The organism is Gilliamella intestini, assembly GCF_900094935.1.
In the GTDB taxonomy this organism is placed as follows: domain Bacteria; phylum Pseudomonadota; class Gammaproteobacteria; order Enterobacterales; family Orbaceae; genus Gilliamella; species Gilliamella intestini.
Window position 1 is genome coordinate 26038 of record NZ_FMBA01000003.1, and the last position, 20119, is coordinate 46156.

Annotated in this window: 17 protein-coding genes; 11 read left to right on the top strand and 6 right to left on the bottom strand. The window is 35.5% G+C overall.

All coding sequences use genetic code 11. The features are described 5' to 3' along the window. Positions 1-826 precede the first annotated feature (826 nt). Both GA0061080_RS01160 and GA0061080_RS01165 read right to left on the bottom strand, forming a co-directional pair. Positions 827-2170, bottom strand: a complete 1344-nt coding sequence (locus GA0061080_RS01160; protein WP_065635402.1) for an ATP-binding protein — start codon at positions 2168-2170, stop codon at positions 827-829. Next, a complete protein-coding gene (locus GA0061080_RS01165) occupies positions 2167-2895 on the bottom strand; it encodes a winged helix-turn-helix domain-containing protein (protein WP_065635403.1) in 729 nt (242 codons plus the stop codon). The genes GA0061080_RS01160 and GA0061080_RS01165 overlap by 4 nt, the downstream gene beginning before the upstream one ends. Before the next feature lie 159 nt (positions 2896-3054). On the opposite strand from GA0061080_RS01165, the gene GA0061080_RS01170 reads away from it, so the two are divergent. The 4 genes from GA0061080_RS01170 to GA0061080_RS01185 are packed head-to-tail and all read left to right on the top strand — an operon-like array spanning position 3055 to position 5388. Beyond that, the gene (locus GA0061080_RS01170) at positions 3055-3786 is read left to right on the top strand and encodes an MtnX-like HAD-IB family phosphatase (protein ID WP_065635404.1); all 732 of its coding nucleotides are present in this window, start codon (positions 3055-3057) and stop codon (positions 3784-3786) included. A 9-nt stretch (positions 3787-3795) separates the two neighbouring features. After that, on the top strand, positions 3796-4629 hold the full coding sequence (locus tag GA0061080_RS01175) for an alpha/beta hydrolase (RefSeq protein ID WP_091119663.1): 834 nt from the start codon (positions 3796-3798) through the stop codon (positions 4627-4629). Next, entirely contained in the window at positions 4629-4985 is a 357-nt protein-coding gene (locus tag GA0061080_RS01180; RefSeq protein ID WP_065635406.1) for an EamA family transporter, read from the top strand. The genes GA0061080_RS01175 and GA0061080_RS01180 overlap by 1 nt, the downstream gene beginning before the upstream one ends. 1 nt (position 4986) lies before the next feature. Beyond that, positions 4987-5388: a DMT family transporter gene (locus GA0061080_RS01185; RefSeq protein WP_091119667.1), complete on the top strand. Its 402-nt coding sequence runs from the start codon at positions 4987-4989 to the stop codon at positions 5386-5388. A 74-nt stretch (positions 5389-5462) separates the two neighbouring features. Here GA0061080_RS01185 and GA0061080_RS01190 read toward each other — a convergent pair whose 3' ends face one another. From GA0061080_RS01190 to GA0061080_RS01200, 3 genes are all read right to left on the bottom strand, one after another. After that, positions 5463-6335 (bottom strand): arginase family protein, encoded by an 873-nt coding sequence (locus GA0061080_RS01190; RefSeq protein ID WP_091119671.1) that lies wholly within the window; start codon positions 6333-6335, stop codon positions 5463-5465. Continuing rightward, positions 6332-7381, bottom strand: a complete 1050-nt coding sequence (locus tag GA0061080_RS01195) for a GNAT family N-acetyltransferase (RefSeq protein WP_091119853.1) — start codon at positions 7379-7381, stop codon at positions 6332-6334. The genes GA0061080_RS01190 and GA0061080_RS01195 overlap by 4 nt, the downstream gene beginning before the upstream one ends. A 72-nt stretch (positions 7382-7453) precedes the next feature. Further along, positions 7454-8863 (bottom strand): aspartate aminotransferase family protein, encoded by a 1410-nt coding sequence (locus GA0061080_RS01200; RefSeq protein ID WP_245174424.1) that lies wholly within the window; start codon positions 8861-8863, stop codon positions 7454-7456. A 168-nt stretch (positions 8864-9031) separates the two neighbouring features. Between GA0061080_RS01200 and GA0061080_RS01205 the strand changes: the two genes are divergently transcribed. The 7 genes from GA0061080_RS01205 to gyrB all read left to right on the top strand — a co-directional run bounded on the left by GA0061080_RS01205 (position 9032) and on the right by gyrB (position 18301). Beyond that, positions 9032-9781: a MipA/OmpV family protein gene (locus tag GA0061080_RS01205; protein ID WP_091119674.1), complete on the top strand. Its 750-nt coding sequence runs from the start codon at positions 9032-9034 to the stop codon at positions 9779-9781. A gap of 116 nt (positions 9782-9897) precedes the next feature. Further along, positions 9898-10806, top strand: a complete 909-nt coding sequence (locus GA0061080_RS01210; protein WP_091119678.1) for a recombination-associated protein RdgC — start codon at positions 9898-9900, stop codon at positions 10804-10806. A 193-nt stretch (positions 10807-10999) separates the two neighbouring features. Further along, on the top strand, positions 11000-12085 hold the full coding sequence (gene ompA, locus GA0061080_RS01215; protein WP_091119682.1) for a porin OmpA: 1086 nt from the start codon (positions 11000-11002) through the stop codon (positions 12083-12085). Between the two features lie 162 nt (positions 12086-12247). Continuing rightward, positions 12248-13606, top strand: coding sequence for a chromosomal replication initiator protein DnaA (gene dnaA, locus GA0061080_RS01220; RefSeq protein WP_091119685.1), 1359 nt, complete (start codon positions 12248-12250; stop codon positions 13604-13606). Positions 13607-13621: 15 nt separating this feature from the next. Continuing rightward, entirely contained in the window at positions 13622-14725 is a 1104-nt protein-coding gene (gene dnaN / locus GA0061080_RS01225; RefSeq protein ID WP_091119689.1) for a DNA polymerase III subunit beta, read from the top strand. A 48-nt stretch (positions 14726-14773) separates the two neighbouring features. Then, positions 14774-15847 (top strand): DNA replication/repair protein RecF, encoded by a 1074-nt coding sequence (recF, locus tag GA0061080_RS01230; RefSeq protein ID WP_091119693.1) that lies wholly within the window; start codon positions 14774-14776, stop codon positions 15845-15847. Between the two features lie 42 nt (positions 15848-15889). Next, positions 15890-18301, top strand: a complete 2412-nt coding sequence (gene gyrB, locus GA0061080_RS01235) for a DNA topoisomerase (ATP-hydrolyzing) subunit B (protein ID WP_091119696.1) — start codon at positions 15890-15892, stop codon at positions 18299-18301. A 269-nt stretch (positions 18302-18570) separates the two neighbouring features. Here the strand turns inward: gyrB and GA0061080_RS01240 are convergent, their stop codons facing one another. Then, positions 18571-20016 carry a VWA domain-containing protein gene (locus GA0061080_RS01240; RefSeq protein WP_091119700.1) on the bottom strand — a complete coding sequence of 482 codons (1446 nt, stop codon included), beginning with the start codon at positions 20014-20016 and terminating at the stop codon, positions 18571-18573. Positions 20017-20119: the final 103 nt, after the last annotated feature.

A 20119-nucleotide genomic window follows, 5' to 3' on the forward strand; every position in this document is an offset into this window, starting at 1 on the left:
TGGATGAATATAACAAATTTTTGTTATTTCTGAAACGGAAAACAGGCTATTTGTATCGACAAAATTGGCTTTTGATTAAGCAATGCTATTTTTTAATAAAATAACCAATGCATTAGCTGTAGAAATTCTTCGCGTTGTTTACAGTAATTTGAGAAACTACTGTAATGAATATACAAAAACAAAACTAACGCCTTATCACAGACAAGCGATAGAGCGCTGATATCAAAAAGAAAAATAACGGTCACCAATTTTTGGCTAAACGCTTTATAGTCAGTTGTCCTACCATTTATAACGTACTAAAAAAAGCCCGATTGAAAATAAATTAAGACGGCAAGCTAAAGGCGATAACAAAACCTTTCTGAACGAAATACGACAGGTTGATACCAAAGGTTTACCTTTACTTAAAAATGAAACGAAGCAGCAAACTAGAGAATATTTGCTTGAGATTATATATTTGATTTTTAATGTTTTTATACATAAACGTAGTACACTCCTGAAACTTTTTAACAAAAATAATACTGTATTGATTTATTTAGATAAACTGTGTGATAACCGGTATATCAAGCAAAAATCACCTGCCCATAAACTAATGGAAAAGCCGAAAGCGTGATACGAATTTTGAATTGAGATGCAGCATAATCAGCGAATATTTGACGACTCAAAAGAGTGAAAACAAAATTTAAATGCTTTATTAATTTTTATCATACCGTTATGACCGCATAAAGCGATTTCAGGAAAAACATCTTATGATTTTTAGCGGATTATTTTAATCATGAAGTGTAAACAATTCGGTGTTTTTGACCACATTGACCTATAAATATAGCCGCTATTCATCACCTGATTTTAATGAAACCACAAATCTTGCACCACCTAATGGGCTTGTGACAACAAACGCTTTGCCGTCATGAAATTCAGCCATTAATTTTACATAAGCTAAACCTAGGCCGTATCCGCCTGTTGAGCGAGTACGGCTGGTATCAAGTCTAGCAAAAGGCATGAAGATCTTTTCTCGTGCTTCAAAGGGGATGCCTGCACCATCATCATCAATTTCAATAATGACTCGATTTTCTTGTTTGCTAATGTTTAATACGGCTTTATGGGTGGCATATTTAAAGGCATTGAGCAAAAGATTTTTGACGATCGTTTCAGCTAAATTGGTGTCAATGGTTGCTTGGACATTTTGGCTATTGCAAGTAAGTTCAAAGTCTTTGGGTTTAAATAATATTAACGATTGACAGATTCTTTCTCCCCACTGTTTTAGCGATATACGCGTTAAGTTGAGTTCAATATTACTTTGTTGCATTTTAAAGTAATTTAAACTGGCGTTGATTAATGTTTCAAGTTCGTTAATATCATCACCCATGCCTTTTTGTAACAATAAGCGTTCTTGTTCGTCGTTAGATTCTTCAAGCATGCTAAGTTCAAATCGCATTCTAGCCAGTGGTGTACGCAGTTCGTGTGCCATTGCGTGGGAGATGGTTTGATTGGTGCTGACTAAGTGTTCAATGTGCATGCCCATGTTATTTAGTACGTTGGCAAGCGGCTTAAATAACCAGCCTTTTACGTTTACTGTCCGTGCTTTTAAATTACCTTGTCCTAGCTGTTCAGCTGTTTGTCTGATATTGAGTAAATCTTTCCAAACAGCACTAAAAGCCATATAAATTAAAATAAAAAAGATAATCGCGCTGAACAAAGCCCAGATAATTAAAAACACAGATAATGACATCGTATTGGATTTTAAAATATCTCGCATTACCATTGGACCTAGTTGCAACAAATGGCCGTCTTTTAGAGCAATATAGATGACCTCTTCATCACTATCATATGAAAATCCTAACTTTTCTAACTCTTGGTGCACGGTTTTAGATAGTGGTGTATTGGCAGGTAGCACAATAATAGGATAACCAAAATAAGGCTGTAATTCGTCAACAACTTCTTGAATAGGACGATCTTTGTTTTCATCAATGCGCATACGAATCAAGTTAACCGTGCCTCGTTGTGATTCTCGAAAGACAATATGATCATCGGGCATATCAGTTAATGATGAAGGTAACGAATCAAATACTAGTAATGCACCATAGGCAATAATGCATTGCAATGATAGTAAAATAACGAGGTAAAAGACAATTCGGCGATTAAAAAATAGCGGCTTAGCAAGTAATTGTCTCAATGGTTTTCCCCTTCTCGCATAAATAAATAGCCCTTGCCTCGAACGGTTTTGATTCGTGACGGATTATCGGGATCATCAAGTAATTTTCGGCGAAGTCTTGAGACTCGCGCATCAATGGAACGATCACTGCCATCAAAATCAATACCGCGAACTTGTGAAAATATATCATCTCGAGACAAAATACTTCCTGCATTAATAGCTAATAGCCAAAGCAGATCAAACTCGGCGGTGGTTAAATCAATCTCATGTTCTTGCAATAGGACTTTGCGATTTTCGCCATCGATAGCTAATTGGTCGAAGATTAATGTTTTATTATTCTGAGGTATAATATGTTCTTTTGTGTTGTCTTTGTCGGTTTCTATTTGTTTTCGACGTAATAGTGCTCGAATTCGGGCAAGCAGTAGTCTTGGTTCAACAGGCTTTGCCAAGTAGTCATCAGCGCCTAGTTCAAGCCCTACAATTTCATCAATATTATCTTCGCTAGCAGTCATAATTAGGATATAGTTAGTAAACCATGAGCGAATATCTCGGCAGATATCAAAACCCGATTTTTCAGGTAGCATGACATCTAATATGACTAAATCAGGGTTTAGTTGTTGGATCTTTTCTTCAGCGCCAGCACCGCTATTATGCCACTCAACAAGATAGCCTTGTCGAATAAGATAAACTTGAATTAAGTTGGCTAACCGTTGATCATCCTCGATGATTAATATACGTTCACTCATTATCTGTTTTTAGTTACCACTGCTTGTACTGAAGATACTTCATTATACAGACAATTTATTCTCCGTTACAAAATATATACAAAGAGCCTACAAAGTTTATTGCCACTCTATGAGAGAATTTGCGCCAATATCTATAATTAGACTATTTTTATATTAAAAATGAACACTTTTTCGTCGATAACAAACACGGTCTTTCACCCATCTTATACCCAGCATCACTCACCAATTGTTTTGTGTGATTTTGATGGCACAATTAGTGTAAAAGATGTGACTGATACGTTACTTAGCCACTTTGGTCAAGATGGTTGTGATGAGCTTGAAGAATTATGGGTTAATGGCAAAATTGGCTCTCAAGAGTGTATGAGCAAACAAATTGCTTTAATGGACGCCAGCTTAGAGGAGCTTAATTGCGTTTTATCACAAATTGAGATTGATCCTGCTTTTAAAGCTTTTATTCATTACGCCGAACAAAATAGTATTCCCGTTCACGTGGTGAGTGATGGGTTAGATTATGCCATTGAGTTTATTTTAAAGCGTCATGGTATTGAGAATTTACCTATTTTTGCCAATAAACTGATGCATAATAATGCGCGTAGTTGGCGTCTTGAATTCCCTTACGCAAATAAAAGCTGTATTAAGCAAAGTGGTAACTGCAAATGTAACCATGTTAAAAAACAACAGCACTTTACGCAGATTCTTTATGTTGGCGATGGTACGTCAGACTATTGCGTATCACATAATGTTGATTTTGTTTTTGCCAAAGATAAGCTCGTTAATTATTGTGAAAAAAATAAAATAGTACACCGTAAAATCACCAGCTTTGCTGATGTAACTAACGCATTAAAACAGGCACAACAAAGGGTTATTCCTGTCATGATGGTAAAAGAATAAGGAATTTTAATGAGTAAAATTGAAGATTTATCTTACTTTCTACCTGGTAATAAAAACGGCGTGTTATTGATTCATGGTTTAACTGGCACTCCGAATGAAATGCGAATTTTAGCTAATGGTTTAAATAAAGCAGGGTTTACCGTTTATGCCATTCAATTAGCTGGGCATTGTGGTACTGAAGAAGATCTGTGTAAAACAACATGGCAAGATTGGTATAAAAGCGTGCAAGATGGGGCTGATTATTTAGCACAGCATGTAGAGAATATGTTTGTAGCAGGTTTATCAATGGGGGCATTATTGGCACTAAAATTGGCCGCAGACAGACCTGAACAAATTAAAGGCGTTGGCGTGTTAGCACCGACATTTTGTTATGATGGTTGGAGTATGCCATTTTGGGCAAAAAAACTGTTTTTCTTACTGGTTTATTTTAAGAAATTGGGTATTTTCCAAAAGAAAGTGTTTATTGAAAAACCACCTTACGGGCTTAAAGACGAGCGTATTCGGGCTGTGGTTTCTGAAAGTATGTTAAGTGGCGATGCGGCATCAGCAGGGCTTGCTGGTAACCCGTTTCCTGCACTTGCCGAAATGCAATTACTGGCAAAAGAGATGCGTCAGCAATTACCTAAAGTGACATCACCCTGTTTAATTATGCATTCAGGTAATGATGATATTGCTAATATAGAAACCAATGCCAAATTAGTTGAAAAATCGGTATCAGGTCCAACAAAATTAGTGGTATTAAATGATAGTTATCATTTAATTACCATTGATAGCCAACGCCGTGAAGTAATCAAAGAGTGCGCGTCGTTTTTTGATAATATTGCAGAAGGAATCAAAGCATAATGTCGCCATTAGTTATCATTCTTTGGGTTAGTAATATCTGTTTTGATACATTAGGACAAGTTGCTTTTAAATTTGCCGCCATTGCTCCCAATAACCGCGATGGTTGGTACTATTGGTTAGATTTAGCTAAAAATAAGTGGATTTGGGTTGGCATTATCGCTTATGTAGCTGAATTTTTATTATGGTTGGCTTTTTTAACATTAGTACCGCTTTCGCAAGGCGTATTACTTGCTTCATTTAATATCATTACTATCATGCTAGTAGGTCGAGTAATTTTTAAGGAATTGCTAACCATTTATCGCTTAATTGGCATGCTATTAATCACAGCAGGCGTTATTTTTGTAGGAATGTCTTAATATGGCCAGATTTTATATCATTGGATTTACCGTATTGTTGTTTTTTGACACTATTGCACAGTGTAGTTTTAAATTAACTGCAATACATGCAGAACCATTAGCTATGAGCGTTGATTGGTTAGTTCGTGTATTTACTAATCCATGGATTTATATCTCAATAGCTGGGTATATTTTAACTTTTTTTACTTGGATGACGTTACTAAAAAAAGCCCCTGTAGGCCCTGCTTTTGCAGCATCTCACTTTGAGGTTGTAACTGTTATGGTTGTTTCAATCTGGCTATTTCACGAACCAATTACATTATTCAAGTTAATTGGCACAATACTAATTATTTCTGGCATTCTTTTTTTAGCGTTAGCAGAAAGTAAATTATCTAAACAAGAGTCAAACAATCTTCAACGTTAAATTCCAATATAGCAAGGAAAGTAGGTGATTTTTATACTTAAACGCGTACTTTCCTGAAAATTTTTTACAAAAATTTATACTGCTAATGCCTTTAATAACGTCAAATTAAGCTGATGTTGCTCTTGTTGCCAATTAACAAGGTTATTTGGTGATATGGTAGGTTGTTTATCAAGCGAACTAAGCAAACGCTTAAACCAATTTGCTGGCTGCCATATTGATAGTTCCCCCGTAATATCGCTACCGACAATTCTAGATTTAATTGAAGAAATAGTATCAAGTAGGTGGTAAGTTTGTAATCTACCTTGATCCCAGTTGGTGTGAATAACCTCTTCACTCAATACATCTTTATCAATCGAGACATAAACAGGCTGTGCGCTATGATATTGTTCTGATAGAAAGTTAGCAATAAGATCATCTGGTGTTGCAAAATGTCGAAAAGCATGCCCTAAACCTATTTTTTTGGCCCATGTGACATTGACATCTAAGCTCCAATAGGTCAACTTTTTATGAAACAGTGGCGCCCATCGATTTTCCCAAAAATGAGCAAGCCCAATATCATGAGAGGTAATACCAAGCACATGTACATGGCTCACAAAAGGCAAACTTGCCACATAACTTACCCATGATCCACAATGGATACCGAACAAATAACGCATATTGTCAGGATGATTATCAAAAATCACAACTTGAATCGGGTTATCAGCAGAATATTGCTTTGCTAAACGTTCAATAAGCAATAATGAAATATGATGAAAATCACCACTCCCCATTAGTACCGTACCATAACTTTCTGGTAAAAATTGCTGTAACACATTGTTAAATTGGTTAAACGTCTTTTTAGTACAGCCAAAACGAATTGTATCTTGCCACTGGGTAACATCAATTGTGTTAGCATAATCGATTTTACCAACACTTTGATCAAAGTTGAGAATAATAGGGCATGTCATGCTACTTTCTCCTTGTCACTTTCAAAATGACTAATCAATCTTCGTAATACAGCTCTTAATAATGGATTGCGAATATAAACTAAATGTTTTGTAAAGGTAAATTTTGCACCTAACGAAGCTTTTACTTCGGGATCAGTCCAACCTGCAATATAGTGACTAAAACCTTGCTGTAAAGCATATTCAAGATTAACAAACCAACTTACAAAATAGAGATTAAGCGCTCTAGCCTGTGGATAAACCATACCAATATATTTATCAACTAGCATATTATTAACCACAAAACAAATATTATATCCAACCAATTTATCATCATGATAATAAGTTACAATATGCGCATTTTGGGTTTTGTTTTGTAATAGCTGAGTAAAAAAAGATTTAGTCAATAAATCAAAATGTATTTCGCTTTGCTGATAGACATTAAGATAAAGTTGGTAATACTCATCTATAACCGCTTGTTGGTAAAAACAATCATCACCACTATGCAAAATATGAATGGCTAGCTTGTTGCGTGATTTTAGTTTTCGTCTAAAATTTTTACGTCGACTATACGAAAAACGAGAAAAAACTTCATCCATATCACTAAAATCAATCGGTACCCAAGCCAATGCTTGCCCTTCAACTTCGATAAAACCATTTTCTTTTAATGACGAAATAAAATGCATTGAATAATGGTTGTCTTTTTCGTTTAGTAAAGGGGATGCAACAGGAATATCTTTAACAATAAAAAAAGAATACTGCTTAGCATAAGCTGCTTTAAGGTGAGCAGCCAATTGATTCGCATCAACGTTATCAGTTAATAATGCATATTCCGAAACAGTAGCACCAACAAAACAAGTATGGGGCTGTAAATAACGCCGCCATTTATTATAAAAAGGAAGTTTTTGAATTTTATGTCTGAAATCATCATCGGCAGTGGTCAAAAGATCAAACTTTGCTGAAAAAACAGGCACACCATCTACGCTAAGCCATGCTGAAAAACCTTGTGGAGGGTGCTCTAGAAAATTGCCTATTAATTCATTAGGTTCTAACTGATTGATGTATTTCATAATGTTCAAATATATAATTGGCTGTAACACGCAAGCCCGCCAATAGATGTGGCGGGGACTTAAAATGAATGATTAAAGTTCTTTTTTAGCTCGTGTAATTAATTGATCAAGAAGCTCAATACCTTGATCAATCTCTTGACGAGAAATATGTAATGATGGCGCAAAAGTAATCACATTTTTATAGTAACCACCAATATCAAGCACCAAACCCATTTTGGTACCTTTCCAATCAAGATCACCTGACATACCAATATCAACCATTTTGTCAACAAGTGCTTTATTGGCTGTAAAACCATCTTCTGTACAAATTTCTGCACGAAGCGCTAAACCTAAACCATCAACTTCACCGATCTCTTTGTGTTTTTTCTCAAGTGTTTTTAAGCCTTCAAGGAAATAAGCACCACTATCCATTACCATTTTTTCGTAATCAGTTTCAGAAGTCATTTTTAATACTTCAAGACCAACTGCCGTACCTAATGGGTTTGATGCAAATGTTGAATGTGTTGAACCAACTGGGAATACCTCAGGGTTAATTAATTCTTCACGCGCCCATAAACCACCAAGCGGGTTAAGACCATTAGTTAACGCTTTAGCAAAAACCACCACATCAGGCTTAACATCAAAGTGTTCAATTGACCAAAGCTTACCAGTACGATAAAAGCCCATTTGGATTTCATCAACCACCAATAAAATACCATACTGATCTAAAACCTTTTTAAGGCCTTTAAAATAATTACGAGGAGGAACTATATAACCACCTGTTGCTTGTAAAGGCTCAGCATAGAATGCAGCGTATTCTGCTTGCCCAACTTTTGGATCCCAAACACCATGGTATTCAGTTTCAAACAGGCGTGCAAACTCAGCGACTAAATGTTCGCCATATTCTTCAGCAGTCATACCTTTAGGACGACGGAAAGGATATGGGAACGGAACAAACATCGCTCGATCACCAAAATGACCATAACGACGACGGTAACGATAACTTGATGTGATTGATGAGGCGCCAAGTGTACGGCCGTGGTATCCACCTTGGAAAGCAAACATTAGTGATTTACCACCTGTTGCATTACGCACTACTTTTAACGAGTCTTCAATACACTGTGAACCCCCTACATTGAAATGTACCCGCCCTTCATAACCAAATCGCTTTTCCATACCTTGGGCAATGGTTTTGGCTAATTCAATTTTTGTAGGATGTAAATATTGGCTAGCGCATTGTGGTAAGGTATCAATTTGCTTTTTAAGAACATTGTTTAAGCGTTCATTGGCATAACCAAAGTTACATGCTGAGTACCACATTTGTAGATCAAGGAAAGCTTTACCTTCTTTGTCATACATGTAGCTACCTTCACAACCGTCAAAGATTTTTGGTGGCTCAACATAATGTACGGTATCACCAAAAGAGCAATATTTCGCTTCATCAGCTAACAATGTAGCATCATTAGGACGACTGTTAGTCATTTCTAAAGTTGGTTTACTCATAATTTATCTCACTAATCAATATTCAAATACAATAAAATGTGGCATTATTATTCAAGAAATTTGCTTGTTACAATGTACAGTTAATGTATAGATTGTGTGACGATTAGCTAAACAATTAAATCTTATTAATTTGTAATAAACATTCACTTTTTATATAAGCATAAAAAAATGAAAAAAATACTTTGTGGACTTTCTATTTTATCTATAACCACTTTAGGAACTGCACAGTTTGCATTAGCTGAGCCAACTTCCCTTGGTTTAGGCATGGGTTGGGCAAATTCACCTTATAAAAATTATAATGATAATTATTACCCTATTCCTCATATCGATTATAACAATGGGCTATTTTTTATTGATGATTTATCTGCTGGCGTTTATGCTTATAATACTGATAATCAAAGCGTCTCAATTGGTGCTCGCTACTTATCTAATGAATTTAAACCACACAATTCAGATAATCACCAATTAAGGCAACTTAATAGCCGTCACTCAACATTACTGGCAGAAATAGAATATTCTATTGTGACCAATTGGGGAGTGGTTTCTAGTAGTATCGGCGCTGATGTATTAAACGAAAGTGATAGTGTTTTAGCTAATGCCGATTATACTGTCCCTTATATGCAGGGTAATTTAATTATAGCACCGTCTATTGGTATAAATTGGGCTAATAGTAAACATAATGATTATTATTATGGCGTTTCGTATAAAGAATCGTCTCGTTCAAAATTACAATACTTTAATGCAGGCAGTTCATTAACACCTTATGCCGAAATAGCTGCGCAATATTCATTAACCAAAAATATAGCGACTTTTGGCGGTATTCATATCGACAAATTAACTGGTGATGCGGCAAGTAGTCCTATGGTTGACAATAGTGCTATCACTTCGGTTTATATGGGGTTATCTTATAACTTTTAATTAATATTGATTGATACTCAATATCAAAATCATAATAGCAACACTTACAATAATCAGTAATTGCTGTTTAAATGAAATAAAATCTTTATTACAAAAAATTCAGGAAATAGAAAAGTATGCTTTGGTTTAAAAATGCCATAATTTACCAACTTAATAACGACACGTTACTTAATAAAGATGCAATAGAAAAAGCACTAAAGTCTCACCCTTTTACTCCATGTGGTAATTTAGACACCACAAAAATGGGCTGGGTTTCGCCTTATCATGATAATAATCAAGAGGATTTTATAGTTGATATGCAAGGGCATTTATTATTACGGATAAAAAAAGAAACAAAAATATTACCCGCCCCCGTAATAAAACAAGCTTTACTAGAAAAAATCGATAAACAAGAACAAGCACTAAGCAGAAAACTAACTAAAAATGAAAAAGCCACTTTAAAAGATGAAGTTATGATTGATCTAATGCCTAGGGCTTTTAGTAAATATAATCACTATTGGTTATGGCTCGACACCAATAATAAACGCATTGTTGTTGATTGCAGTAGCTTTAAACAATCAGAAGATATCTTAGCTATTTTGCGTAAAGAGCTTGGCTCGCTTGCATTAACGCCGTTATCTATTGATAAACCACTTGAACAAATCATGACGACTTGGGTTAAAGAAAATCTGAATTTTCCACCCTTTATATTAGGCGATCAAGCCGAACTAAAAGATCCTCTTGAAGGAAATGGAATTATCAGCTGCAAAAATCAAGAAATCACCAGTGATGAAATGCGTGTTCATTTCGATTCTGGCAAATGGATCACTAAAATTAAAATTATCGATGAAAGAGGCGTCAGCTTTATTGTTAATAGTGATTTAACTTTTAAACGAATTAAATTTGATTCGGTTATTTTAGATGAAAATGAAGATATCGGTTCAGATGAGTTTGATAAAAGACTTGAAGCTGACTTCTTTATTATGGCTAATTCATTAGCCAATACCATTAATGACTTTTATATAACCATTAACAAAATGATTTGATAAAATTATTTAAATATTTTTTATTAGATAGCAATAACTATAGATTTGCCTATTATCTATGCTATACTACGCAACAGATTATGGGTAACATAATTATATAAAAATAAGTAATTGTTCTTTTTATTTAAAGTAAATTTTAAACAATAAAGAAATTAAACATCGTCTATAACAACATTTAAGTTGAGGCAATAAAATGAAAAAAACTACTCTAGCTCTAGCGATTGCAGTTGCAAGTTTAACAGCTAATGCGGCATATGAAAATAACTCTTTTTATGCAGGTGCTAAATTAGGTTGGTCAGAACTTTATCGTTTAGATGCAAATAGAGTTCGCGTATGGGATAACGTCGGAGTCAGCACTTCAGATCGCAGCAATGTCGCTGGAGGTGCTTTCCTTGGTTTCCAAGCAAACCCTTATTTAGCATTTGAATTAGGCTACGATTGGTTAGGATCTGCTAAATATAAAAGATCTTTCCATTATGCAGGTAAAAACTATGATCTAGGTCATAGCAAAGTATCTGCTCAAGGCGTATCTTTAACTGGTAAATTGAGCTACCCTATCATTGACGGTCTAGATATCTATGGCCGTGCAGGTGGTATGGTCACTATCGCTAAATGGAAAAATGGCGGTTTAGTAAAAAAATACGAAAAACTTGATCATGGTTCAAAAACAGACGTTTCTCCTGTTTATGCTTTAGGTGTTGATTATCGTTTAACTGACGATTTATCAACTCGTTTAGAATACCAATACGTGCAACATATTCACACTAAAACTGACGCATCTCCAGATGCGGGTACTGTAAGCTTAGGTGTTACTTACCGTTTAGCAACATTAGATACACCAGCTCCAGTTGAATTAAAAACTGAAGTAAAACGTTATGTATTAAATGAAGACGTGCTATTTGCTTATGCAAAAGCTGACTTAAAAGCTGAAGGTCGTCAAGCATTAGATAACTTATTAACAAATCTTATTAAAATCAACCCAACTGAAAGCGCAGTAGTGGTAATTGGCCATACTGACCGTATTGGTTCAGAGAGCTATAACCAAAAATTATCAGAACAACGGGCTCACTCAGTAATGAAATACTTAGTTGAAAAAGGTGTTCCTGCTAATCTAATTAGTGCTCGTGGTGTGGGTAAATCTCAACCTGTTACTGGTACTAAATGTAATGCACTTCGTGGCGCTAACTTAAAAGCATGTTTAGCACCAGATCGTCGTGTTGAAATTGAAGTTAAAGCACGTAACATTCAAGAAGTTCAAGTAACTAATTCAACAAAATAATCTTTGTTTTTAGTTATTCATTAAGACCCGGTTAAAAGCCGGGTTTTTTATCTCTTTTTTGTTAACAACTAAATTATATATTGACTTAGATCTACAAATTATCCACAAAAGATATTATAATGCTTCTCAGTATTGTTAGTAAGAAAAGTTGAAGGAGTTGCCGTGCCTACCGCAATTTGGCAAGATTGCCTTTCTCAGTTACAAGAAGAAATCCCTACGACAGAATTTAATTTATGGATTCGCCCGTTGCAAGCGGAAATGGTTGATAATAAACTCTATATTTATGCACCAAATAGATTTGTGCTAGATTGGGTAAAAAATAAATATTTAACTACGATATCCCAATTGCTAAATAAGCTTTTCAATGACGATTCTTTAAAACTATTTCTTGAAGTTGGTTCAACCGTATCCAAAGATAAAAAAACGCAAAATAATCAACGTAAAGAAGAAGTTTTACCTGCTTGGCAAACAACAAAAGAAACAAATCACAATCATACTTATCGTTCGGGTATTAATCATAAACACACTTTTAATAGTTTTGTTGAAGGTAAATCAAATCAACTTGCTGCTGCTGCAGCCAAACAAGTAGCTGAAAACCCAGGCAAAGCTTATAACCCTTTATTTTTATATGGTTCGACGGGTTTAGGTAAAACGCATTTATTACATGCAGTAGGTAACCAAATAATGGCATCAAAAACCAATGCCAAAGTGGTTTACATGCACTCGGAGCGTTTTGTCCAAGATATGGTAAAAGCACTGCAAAACAATGCGATAGAAGAGTTTAAAAATTACTATCGTTCAGTCGATGCCTTACTGATTGATGATATTCAATTTTTTGCCAATAAAGAGCGATCCCAAGAAGAATTTTTTCACACTTTTAACTCGTTATTAGAAGGTAATCAACAAATTATTTTAACATCAGATCGTTACCCTAAAGAGATTGATGGTGTTGAAGATCGTCTAAAATCACGTTTTGGTTGGGGGTTAACCATCGCAATCGAACCTCCTGAACTTGAAACACGGGTTGCGATTTTAATGAAAAAAGCCGAAGAAAATCATATCAAATTACCTGAAGAGGTCGCTTTTTTTATTGCTAAACGACTACGTTCGAATGTTCGTGAGTTGGAAGGCGCACTTAATCGGGTTATTGCTAATGCCAATTTTACTGGTAAAGCTATTACCATAGATTTTGTTAAAGATGCTTTAAAAGATTTACTCGCTTTACAAGAAAAACTTGTCACTATTGAAAATATACAAAAGACAGTTGCGGAATATTATAAAATTAAAGTATCTGATTTACTTTCTAAACGCCGTTCTCGTTCAGTTGCAAGACCACGACAAGTCGCGATGGCGCTTGCCAAAGAGCTTACGAACAAAAGTCTGCCTGAGATCGGTGACGGCTTTGGTGGACGAGACCACACCACCGTATTACATGCATGCAGAAAGATTGCCGAATTAAAAGAAGAAAGCAATGCAATTAAAGAAGATTACTCCAATTTAATTAGAACATTATCAACTTAAAAAAGAATCAATACCATGAAATTTATTATAGATCGTGAAAAACTGATAAAACCATTGCAACTTGTCAGCGCCCCATTGAGTAATCGCCCGACGTTACCTATTTTGGGGAATTTATTATTACAAGTTAATGACAACACATTATCAATGACAGGAACGGATCTTGAAATAGAGATGATATCTCATTTACCATTAATTGAGCCAAGTGAACCTGGCGCAACTACCGTACCGGCAAGAAAATTTCTTGATATCTGTCGAAACCTACCTAATGATGCAAAGATATCGATAAGTGTTGACGATAATCGATTAATGATTCAATCGGGTCGTAGTAAATTTTCTTTAGCAACGCTACCTGCTAACGATTTTCCTAATTTAGAAAATTGGCAAAGTGATGTTGATCTTTCAGTACCACAAAGAACAATAAAACGACTTATTGATGCGGTACAATTTTCAATGGCAAATCAAGATGTCAGATATTACTTAAATGGCATGCTATTTGAAATTGAAGATAACCTATTAAAAACTGTCGCAACCGATGGACACCGACTAGCGTTATGCGCACAGCCCATTGAGCAAAATATAAAAAATCACCACGCAGTCATTTTACCAAGAAAAGGGGTGCTTGAACTGGCAAAATTGGTTAGTGATAACGACGAACTTATCACAATGCAAATTGGTCATAATAACTTACGAGTTAATCTTGGTGATTTCACATTTACATCAAAACTTATTGATGGCAGATTTCCTGACTATAAAAGGGTATTACCGCGTAATCCAGATAAACCACTTGAAGTCGCCTGCGAAGAGCTAAGAAATGCCCTGTCACGGGTTGCTATCTTATCTAATGAAAAATTCCGTGGAATTCGACTTCATGCCCATAACAATCAAATAAAGATTACAGCAAACAACCCTGAACAAGAAGAAGCAGAAGAAGTTATTGACGTAAAATATGAATCAGCAGAGCTTGAAATTGGCTTCAATGTAACCTATTTACTTGATATATTAAATACATTGAAATGTGATAGAGTACAACTATTATTAACCGATGCAACATCAAGTGTACAAATAGAAGATATCAATAATCAGACAGCAACTTATGTTGTTATGCCAATGCGCTTATAATCAAATCTTATTTAATTTTCCGGCTTCGGTCGGAATAATTGACAGTATATGACTCTATCAACCATCAACGTTCACCACTTCCGCAATATTGATTATGCGAAACTTGCTTTATCGCCGCATTTCAACTTTATTGTTGGTGATAATGGCAGTGGCAAAACCAGTCTACTTGAAGCTATTTATATGCTTGGTCATGGGCGAGCATTTAGGCACGCCCAATCAAATCGAATTATTCAGCATGAACAACCTGAGCTTGTATTATTCAGTGAGATAAAAAATACCAATCAGCAAGTCCATTCAATAGGTCTTTCAAAATCACGAAATAATGAAAATAAAATAAAAATAGATGGAGACGAAGGCTTTCGATTAGCTGATTTAGCCAAGTTATTACCAATACAATTAGTGACACCTGAGGGATTTGATTTATTGAGTGGTGGCCCCAAATATCGCCGTGCATTTACCGATTGGGGATGTTTTCATCATCACCCTGAATTTGTTCAGTTATGGAACAATTTAAAACGCCTATTTAAACAACGTAATGCACTTTTAAAACAAGCCCATAGCTATAAACAATTATTACCTTGGGACAAAGAGATTGCCCCACTTGCCGAAAAAATTAGCCAAATTCGAGCCGATTATTTACAACATATTTTTCCTCAAATTATTCAGACTTGCCGTGATTTTTTACCCGAATATCAACTTAATTGCCAATATTATCAAGGTTGGGATCATGGAATTAATTACTCCGAACAGTTACAAAAACAGTACGATCGCGATAAGCTCCTTAATTACACCACCCTTGGACCACATAAAGCAGATATAAAATTACGTATTGATAATATCCCTGTTGAAGATCTCTTATCCAGGGGTCAGCTAAAACTAATGATGTGTGCTTTACGGTTGTCTCAAGGTGAATATTATTCAAAACAAAATTCACAATCTTGTATTTACTTGATTGATGATTTTGCTTCAGAACTAGACCACAATAAACGTGATTTGCTAGCAAAGCGATTAAAATTAGCAAATTCACAAGTGTTTATTACCGCAGTTAACCAAGATCAAATTACCCATATGATCGATGAAAATGATAAGATTTTTCACATAAAATCTGGTATAATTTCGTAAATATACAGAACGATATAAACAATCAAAAAAGTCGAGAAATCCATGTCTAATTCTTATGATTCTTCTAGCATTAAAGTACTCAAAGGACTTGATGCTGTCCGTAAACGTCCAGGTATGTATATTGGTGATACTGATGATGGTACAGGACTTCACCATATGGTTTTTGAAGTTGTTGATAATGCCATAGATGAAGCATTAGCTGGATATTGTCACCATATTGAAGTAACAATCCACCCTGATAACTCTGTTTCTGTACGTGACGATGGTCGCGGTATTCCAACAGGTATTCATGAAGAAGAAGGTATTTCAGCAGCAGAAGTTATCATGACCGTATTACATGCCGGCGGTAAATTTGATGACAACTCATACAAAGTTTCTGGCGGGTTACATGGCGTTGGGGTTTCAGTTGTTAATGCCTTATCCGATAAATTAGAACTTATCATTTATCGTGATGGAAAAATTCACCAACAAATTTACAATTTAGGGGTACCACAAGCACCACTTAATGTCATTGGTCAAACCACAGAATCAGGCACCTATGTACGCTTCTGGCCAAGCCCAGAAACATTTACCAATATTGAGTTTGTCTACGAAATATTAGCAAAACGACTACGAGAATTATCATTCTTAAACTCAGGCGTATCAATAAAATTACTTGATGAGCGCACAGGCAAAAATGAACATTATCATTACGAAGGTGGCATTCAAGCGTTTGTTGAATACTTAAACAAAAATAAAAACCCTATTCATCCTAAAATATTTTATTTCAGCACAGAAAAAGACGGTATTGGTGTTGAAGTAGCACTACAATGGAACGATGGTTACCAAGAAAACATCTATTGCTTTACTAACAACATTCCACAACGAGATGGTGGTACTCACTTGGCGGGTTTCCGAGGTGCAATGACGCGCACATTAAATAACTATATGGAAGCAGAAGGATACAGCAAAAAAGCCAAAATCAGCGCCACAGGAGATGATGCTCGTGAGGGTTTAATTGCGGTAGTATCAGTTAAAGTACCTGACCCTAAATTTTCATCACAAACCAAAGACAAATTGGTATCATCAGAAGTAAAATCCGCAGTTGAATCCGTAATGGGCGAAAAGTTAACAGAATATCTACTTGAAAACCCAAGTGATGCCAAAATTGTTGTCGGAAAAATCATCGATGCCGCAAGAGCACGAGAAGCCGCCCGTAAAGCGCGCGAAATGACACGTCGAAAAGGCGCTTTAGACTTAGGCGGATTACCTGGTAAACTTGCTGATTGCCAAGAAAAAGACCCAGCTTTATCTGAATTATACTTAGTGGAAGGGGACTCTGCGGGTGGCTCTGCAAAACAGGGGCGCAATCGCAAAAATCAAGCAATCTTACCGCTTAAAGGTAAAATTTTAAATGTCGAAAAAGCCCGCTTTGACAAAATGCTCTCATCTCAAGAAGTCGGAACGCTAATTACAGCATTAGGTTGTGGTATTGGTCGTGATGAATATAACCCAGACAAAATGCGTTACCACAGCATTATTATCATGACCGATGCCGACGTTGATGGCTCGCATATTCGAACGTTATTATTAACATTCTTCTACCGACAAATGCCAGAAATCATTGAGCGAGGTTATGTCTATATTGCACAGCCACCTTTATACAAAGTCAAAAAAGGCAAGCAAGAACAATATATCAAAGATGATGAGGCAATGACGCAATTTCAAATTGCCTTAGCGCTTGAAGATGCATCGTTACATGTCAATGACCATGCACCTGCACTTGCAGGCGAAGCATTAGAAAGACTAATTGCTGAATATCAAAAAGTCGAAAAACTTATTACAAAAATGGAACGTCGCTATCCAAAAGCGTTGCTATCGGAATTGGTTTATCATGATGTATTAAACGAAAGTATTTTACAAAACCAACAACAAGCCGAAAATTGGGCAAAAACCCTTGTTGAAAAACTATCAAATAAAGAACAACATGGTAGCAGCTACCTTTATTCAGCTGAATATAATGAAAAAGCACAGCTATATGTGCCAATCATTAAAGTAAAAACTCATGGTGTAGATACTAATTATCCATTAGATCAAGTATTCATCCATAGTAATGAATACCGTAATATCTGTCACCTTGGTGCACAATTAAAAGATCTACTTGAATACAGCGCCTTTATTCAACGTGGAGAACGCAAACAACCCGTAGAATCTTTTGATGAAGCTGTTGATTGGTTAATTAAAGAATCACGTCGTGGATTAACTATTCAGCGTTATAAAGGACTAGGTGAAATGAACCCAGAACAGTTATGGGAAACCACAATGGATCCAACCAGTCGTCGTATGTTGCAAGTCACCATAAAAGATGCAATTGAAGCGGATCAATTATTTACCACATTAATGGGTGATGAAGTTGAGCCACGCCGACTATTTATTGAAGAAAATGCCCTTAAAGCAGTGAATTTAGATTTCTAAATATACAATAACAAAAAGCAAAAAAACCAGAAACAATGTCTGGTTTTTTATTGAGAATAATGATTGTGAGAAAGTTGTTTTTTTTTGAAAACGAAAAATTTAATAAAATCAATGCATTTACTGATTGATTTTTGATGAAAGATAATATCTTTTTTATTTTAAGTCTATAAAATGTGTTTTTATTGTTTTAAATTCCAAAGTGTTCAAATGTGCCAACCAAAAAAACTAGCTTAGTGCGCCGAACAAATAATTTGGCGCAGTTTGTTTTTTTATTGGCAGGTTGGTCTGTTGATTTTTAAGCTTGATACCGCTTTATTCATCTGTTTTATCATATCTTTAGAGCTTTGGGCTATGTAAACCTTGCCACCTGTGGCATTAGCAATGCAATCAATTTTGTGTTCGCCAGCAATATCGACAATATTAATTTTTAACCGTGGCTTTTGTGATGCAATATAATTAACTAGTGTACAGATGTTATTTCTTGAACAGTTGTCTTCGCCATCACTGATTATCAGAATATAATCATCACGTTTTACACCATCAAGCATTTGGCTAGCTTTTTGTAGCCCACTGTACAAAGGCGTTCCACCACCACCTGCCGCTGTTGGTGTTAGTCGTTTTATTTTTCGTTTTAGCGTTCCTCGATTTGTGTAATTATAAAATGGCGAAACATCGGCCGCTGGGCAACTTGTTAAGGTGACAAGCGAAATATCGATATTTTGTTGTATTTTATCAATACTTGAGGTTGCTACATTCTTACTACTCGATAAACGAGTTGGTAAACGTGTCATGCGTTTTTCATAATTGATTCTGTCTTGTTCTGACATGTTACGACCATAATCATAGGACATATATTGGAAGTATTTTTCAACCTCTTGTGGTGGTTCATTTAAGGTGACGGTCATTGATAATGAGTTGTCAAAAATCATAACCATTTTTGAAGGATTAGAATTTTTTTTAATCTCTTCTTTGGTTATGCAGTTAGGCGGATTTTTTACCTTAGGCACTGCTGCTGGTGTTAACGCTGGTTCAGATTTTGCAATAGGCTCAGACACCAACGGTGGCTCGGACTGTTGTAGTATTGTTGCTGGCTCTGGCACAGGTTCTGGCTGTTTTTCTTCAACAGGTGCCGAAATAACTGGCTTCGATACTGGCTCAGCAGGCACAATTTTAGGTTTTGCAAGCGGACAAAATAAGTACCAAAGTAAACCAAGTAGTCCAACTAAAAATAAGGCTAAAAGTAAAAAATGCCACCAATGCCAAAATGGTATTGGCGCAAAAATTGGCGCAGGTGCAGGTTGCACACCTTCTTGAAAAGTATTAACAATGACAGGTTCATCATTGATGACATAAATTAAGTTACTTGAGCTTTTAATTTTAGGAAGCCATATTGAAACTAAATTTTGCTCTTCATTACTTAATGACATAAGGTTTACTGCAGTTTCAATGTCATTAAGGCGCGTTTGTAATTTTTTGGTAATCTCGCCTTTTTGCAATTGGTTAATAATGTTATCAAGTAAAAGCGGTTGCCCTTCAAGATCAGTATACCAACCTACATATTGCTGATTATCAATTAACTTTGGTGTGGCTAAAATTGAAAAAGTACGTTCAGTTAAATAAGGTTTTAATAATAATAGTAAAGAATGATATTGTTCTAATAGGAGTATTGTATCGGGGTTATTGGAATCAAAGGCTATCCTTGTTATTCGTTGCATGGTCTTTTTATTCCTTATATTGCATTATTTTGACGATTAAAAATATCTTTTATTACCATTTTGTATATAAATAGCAATAAATATAATATTTGCTTGTGGCGTA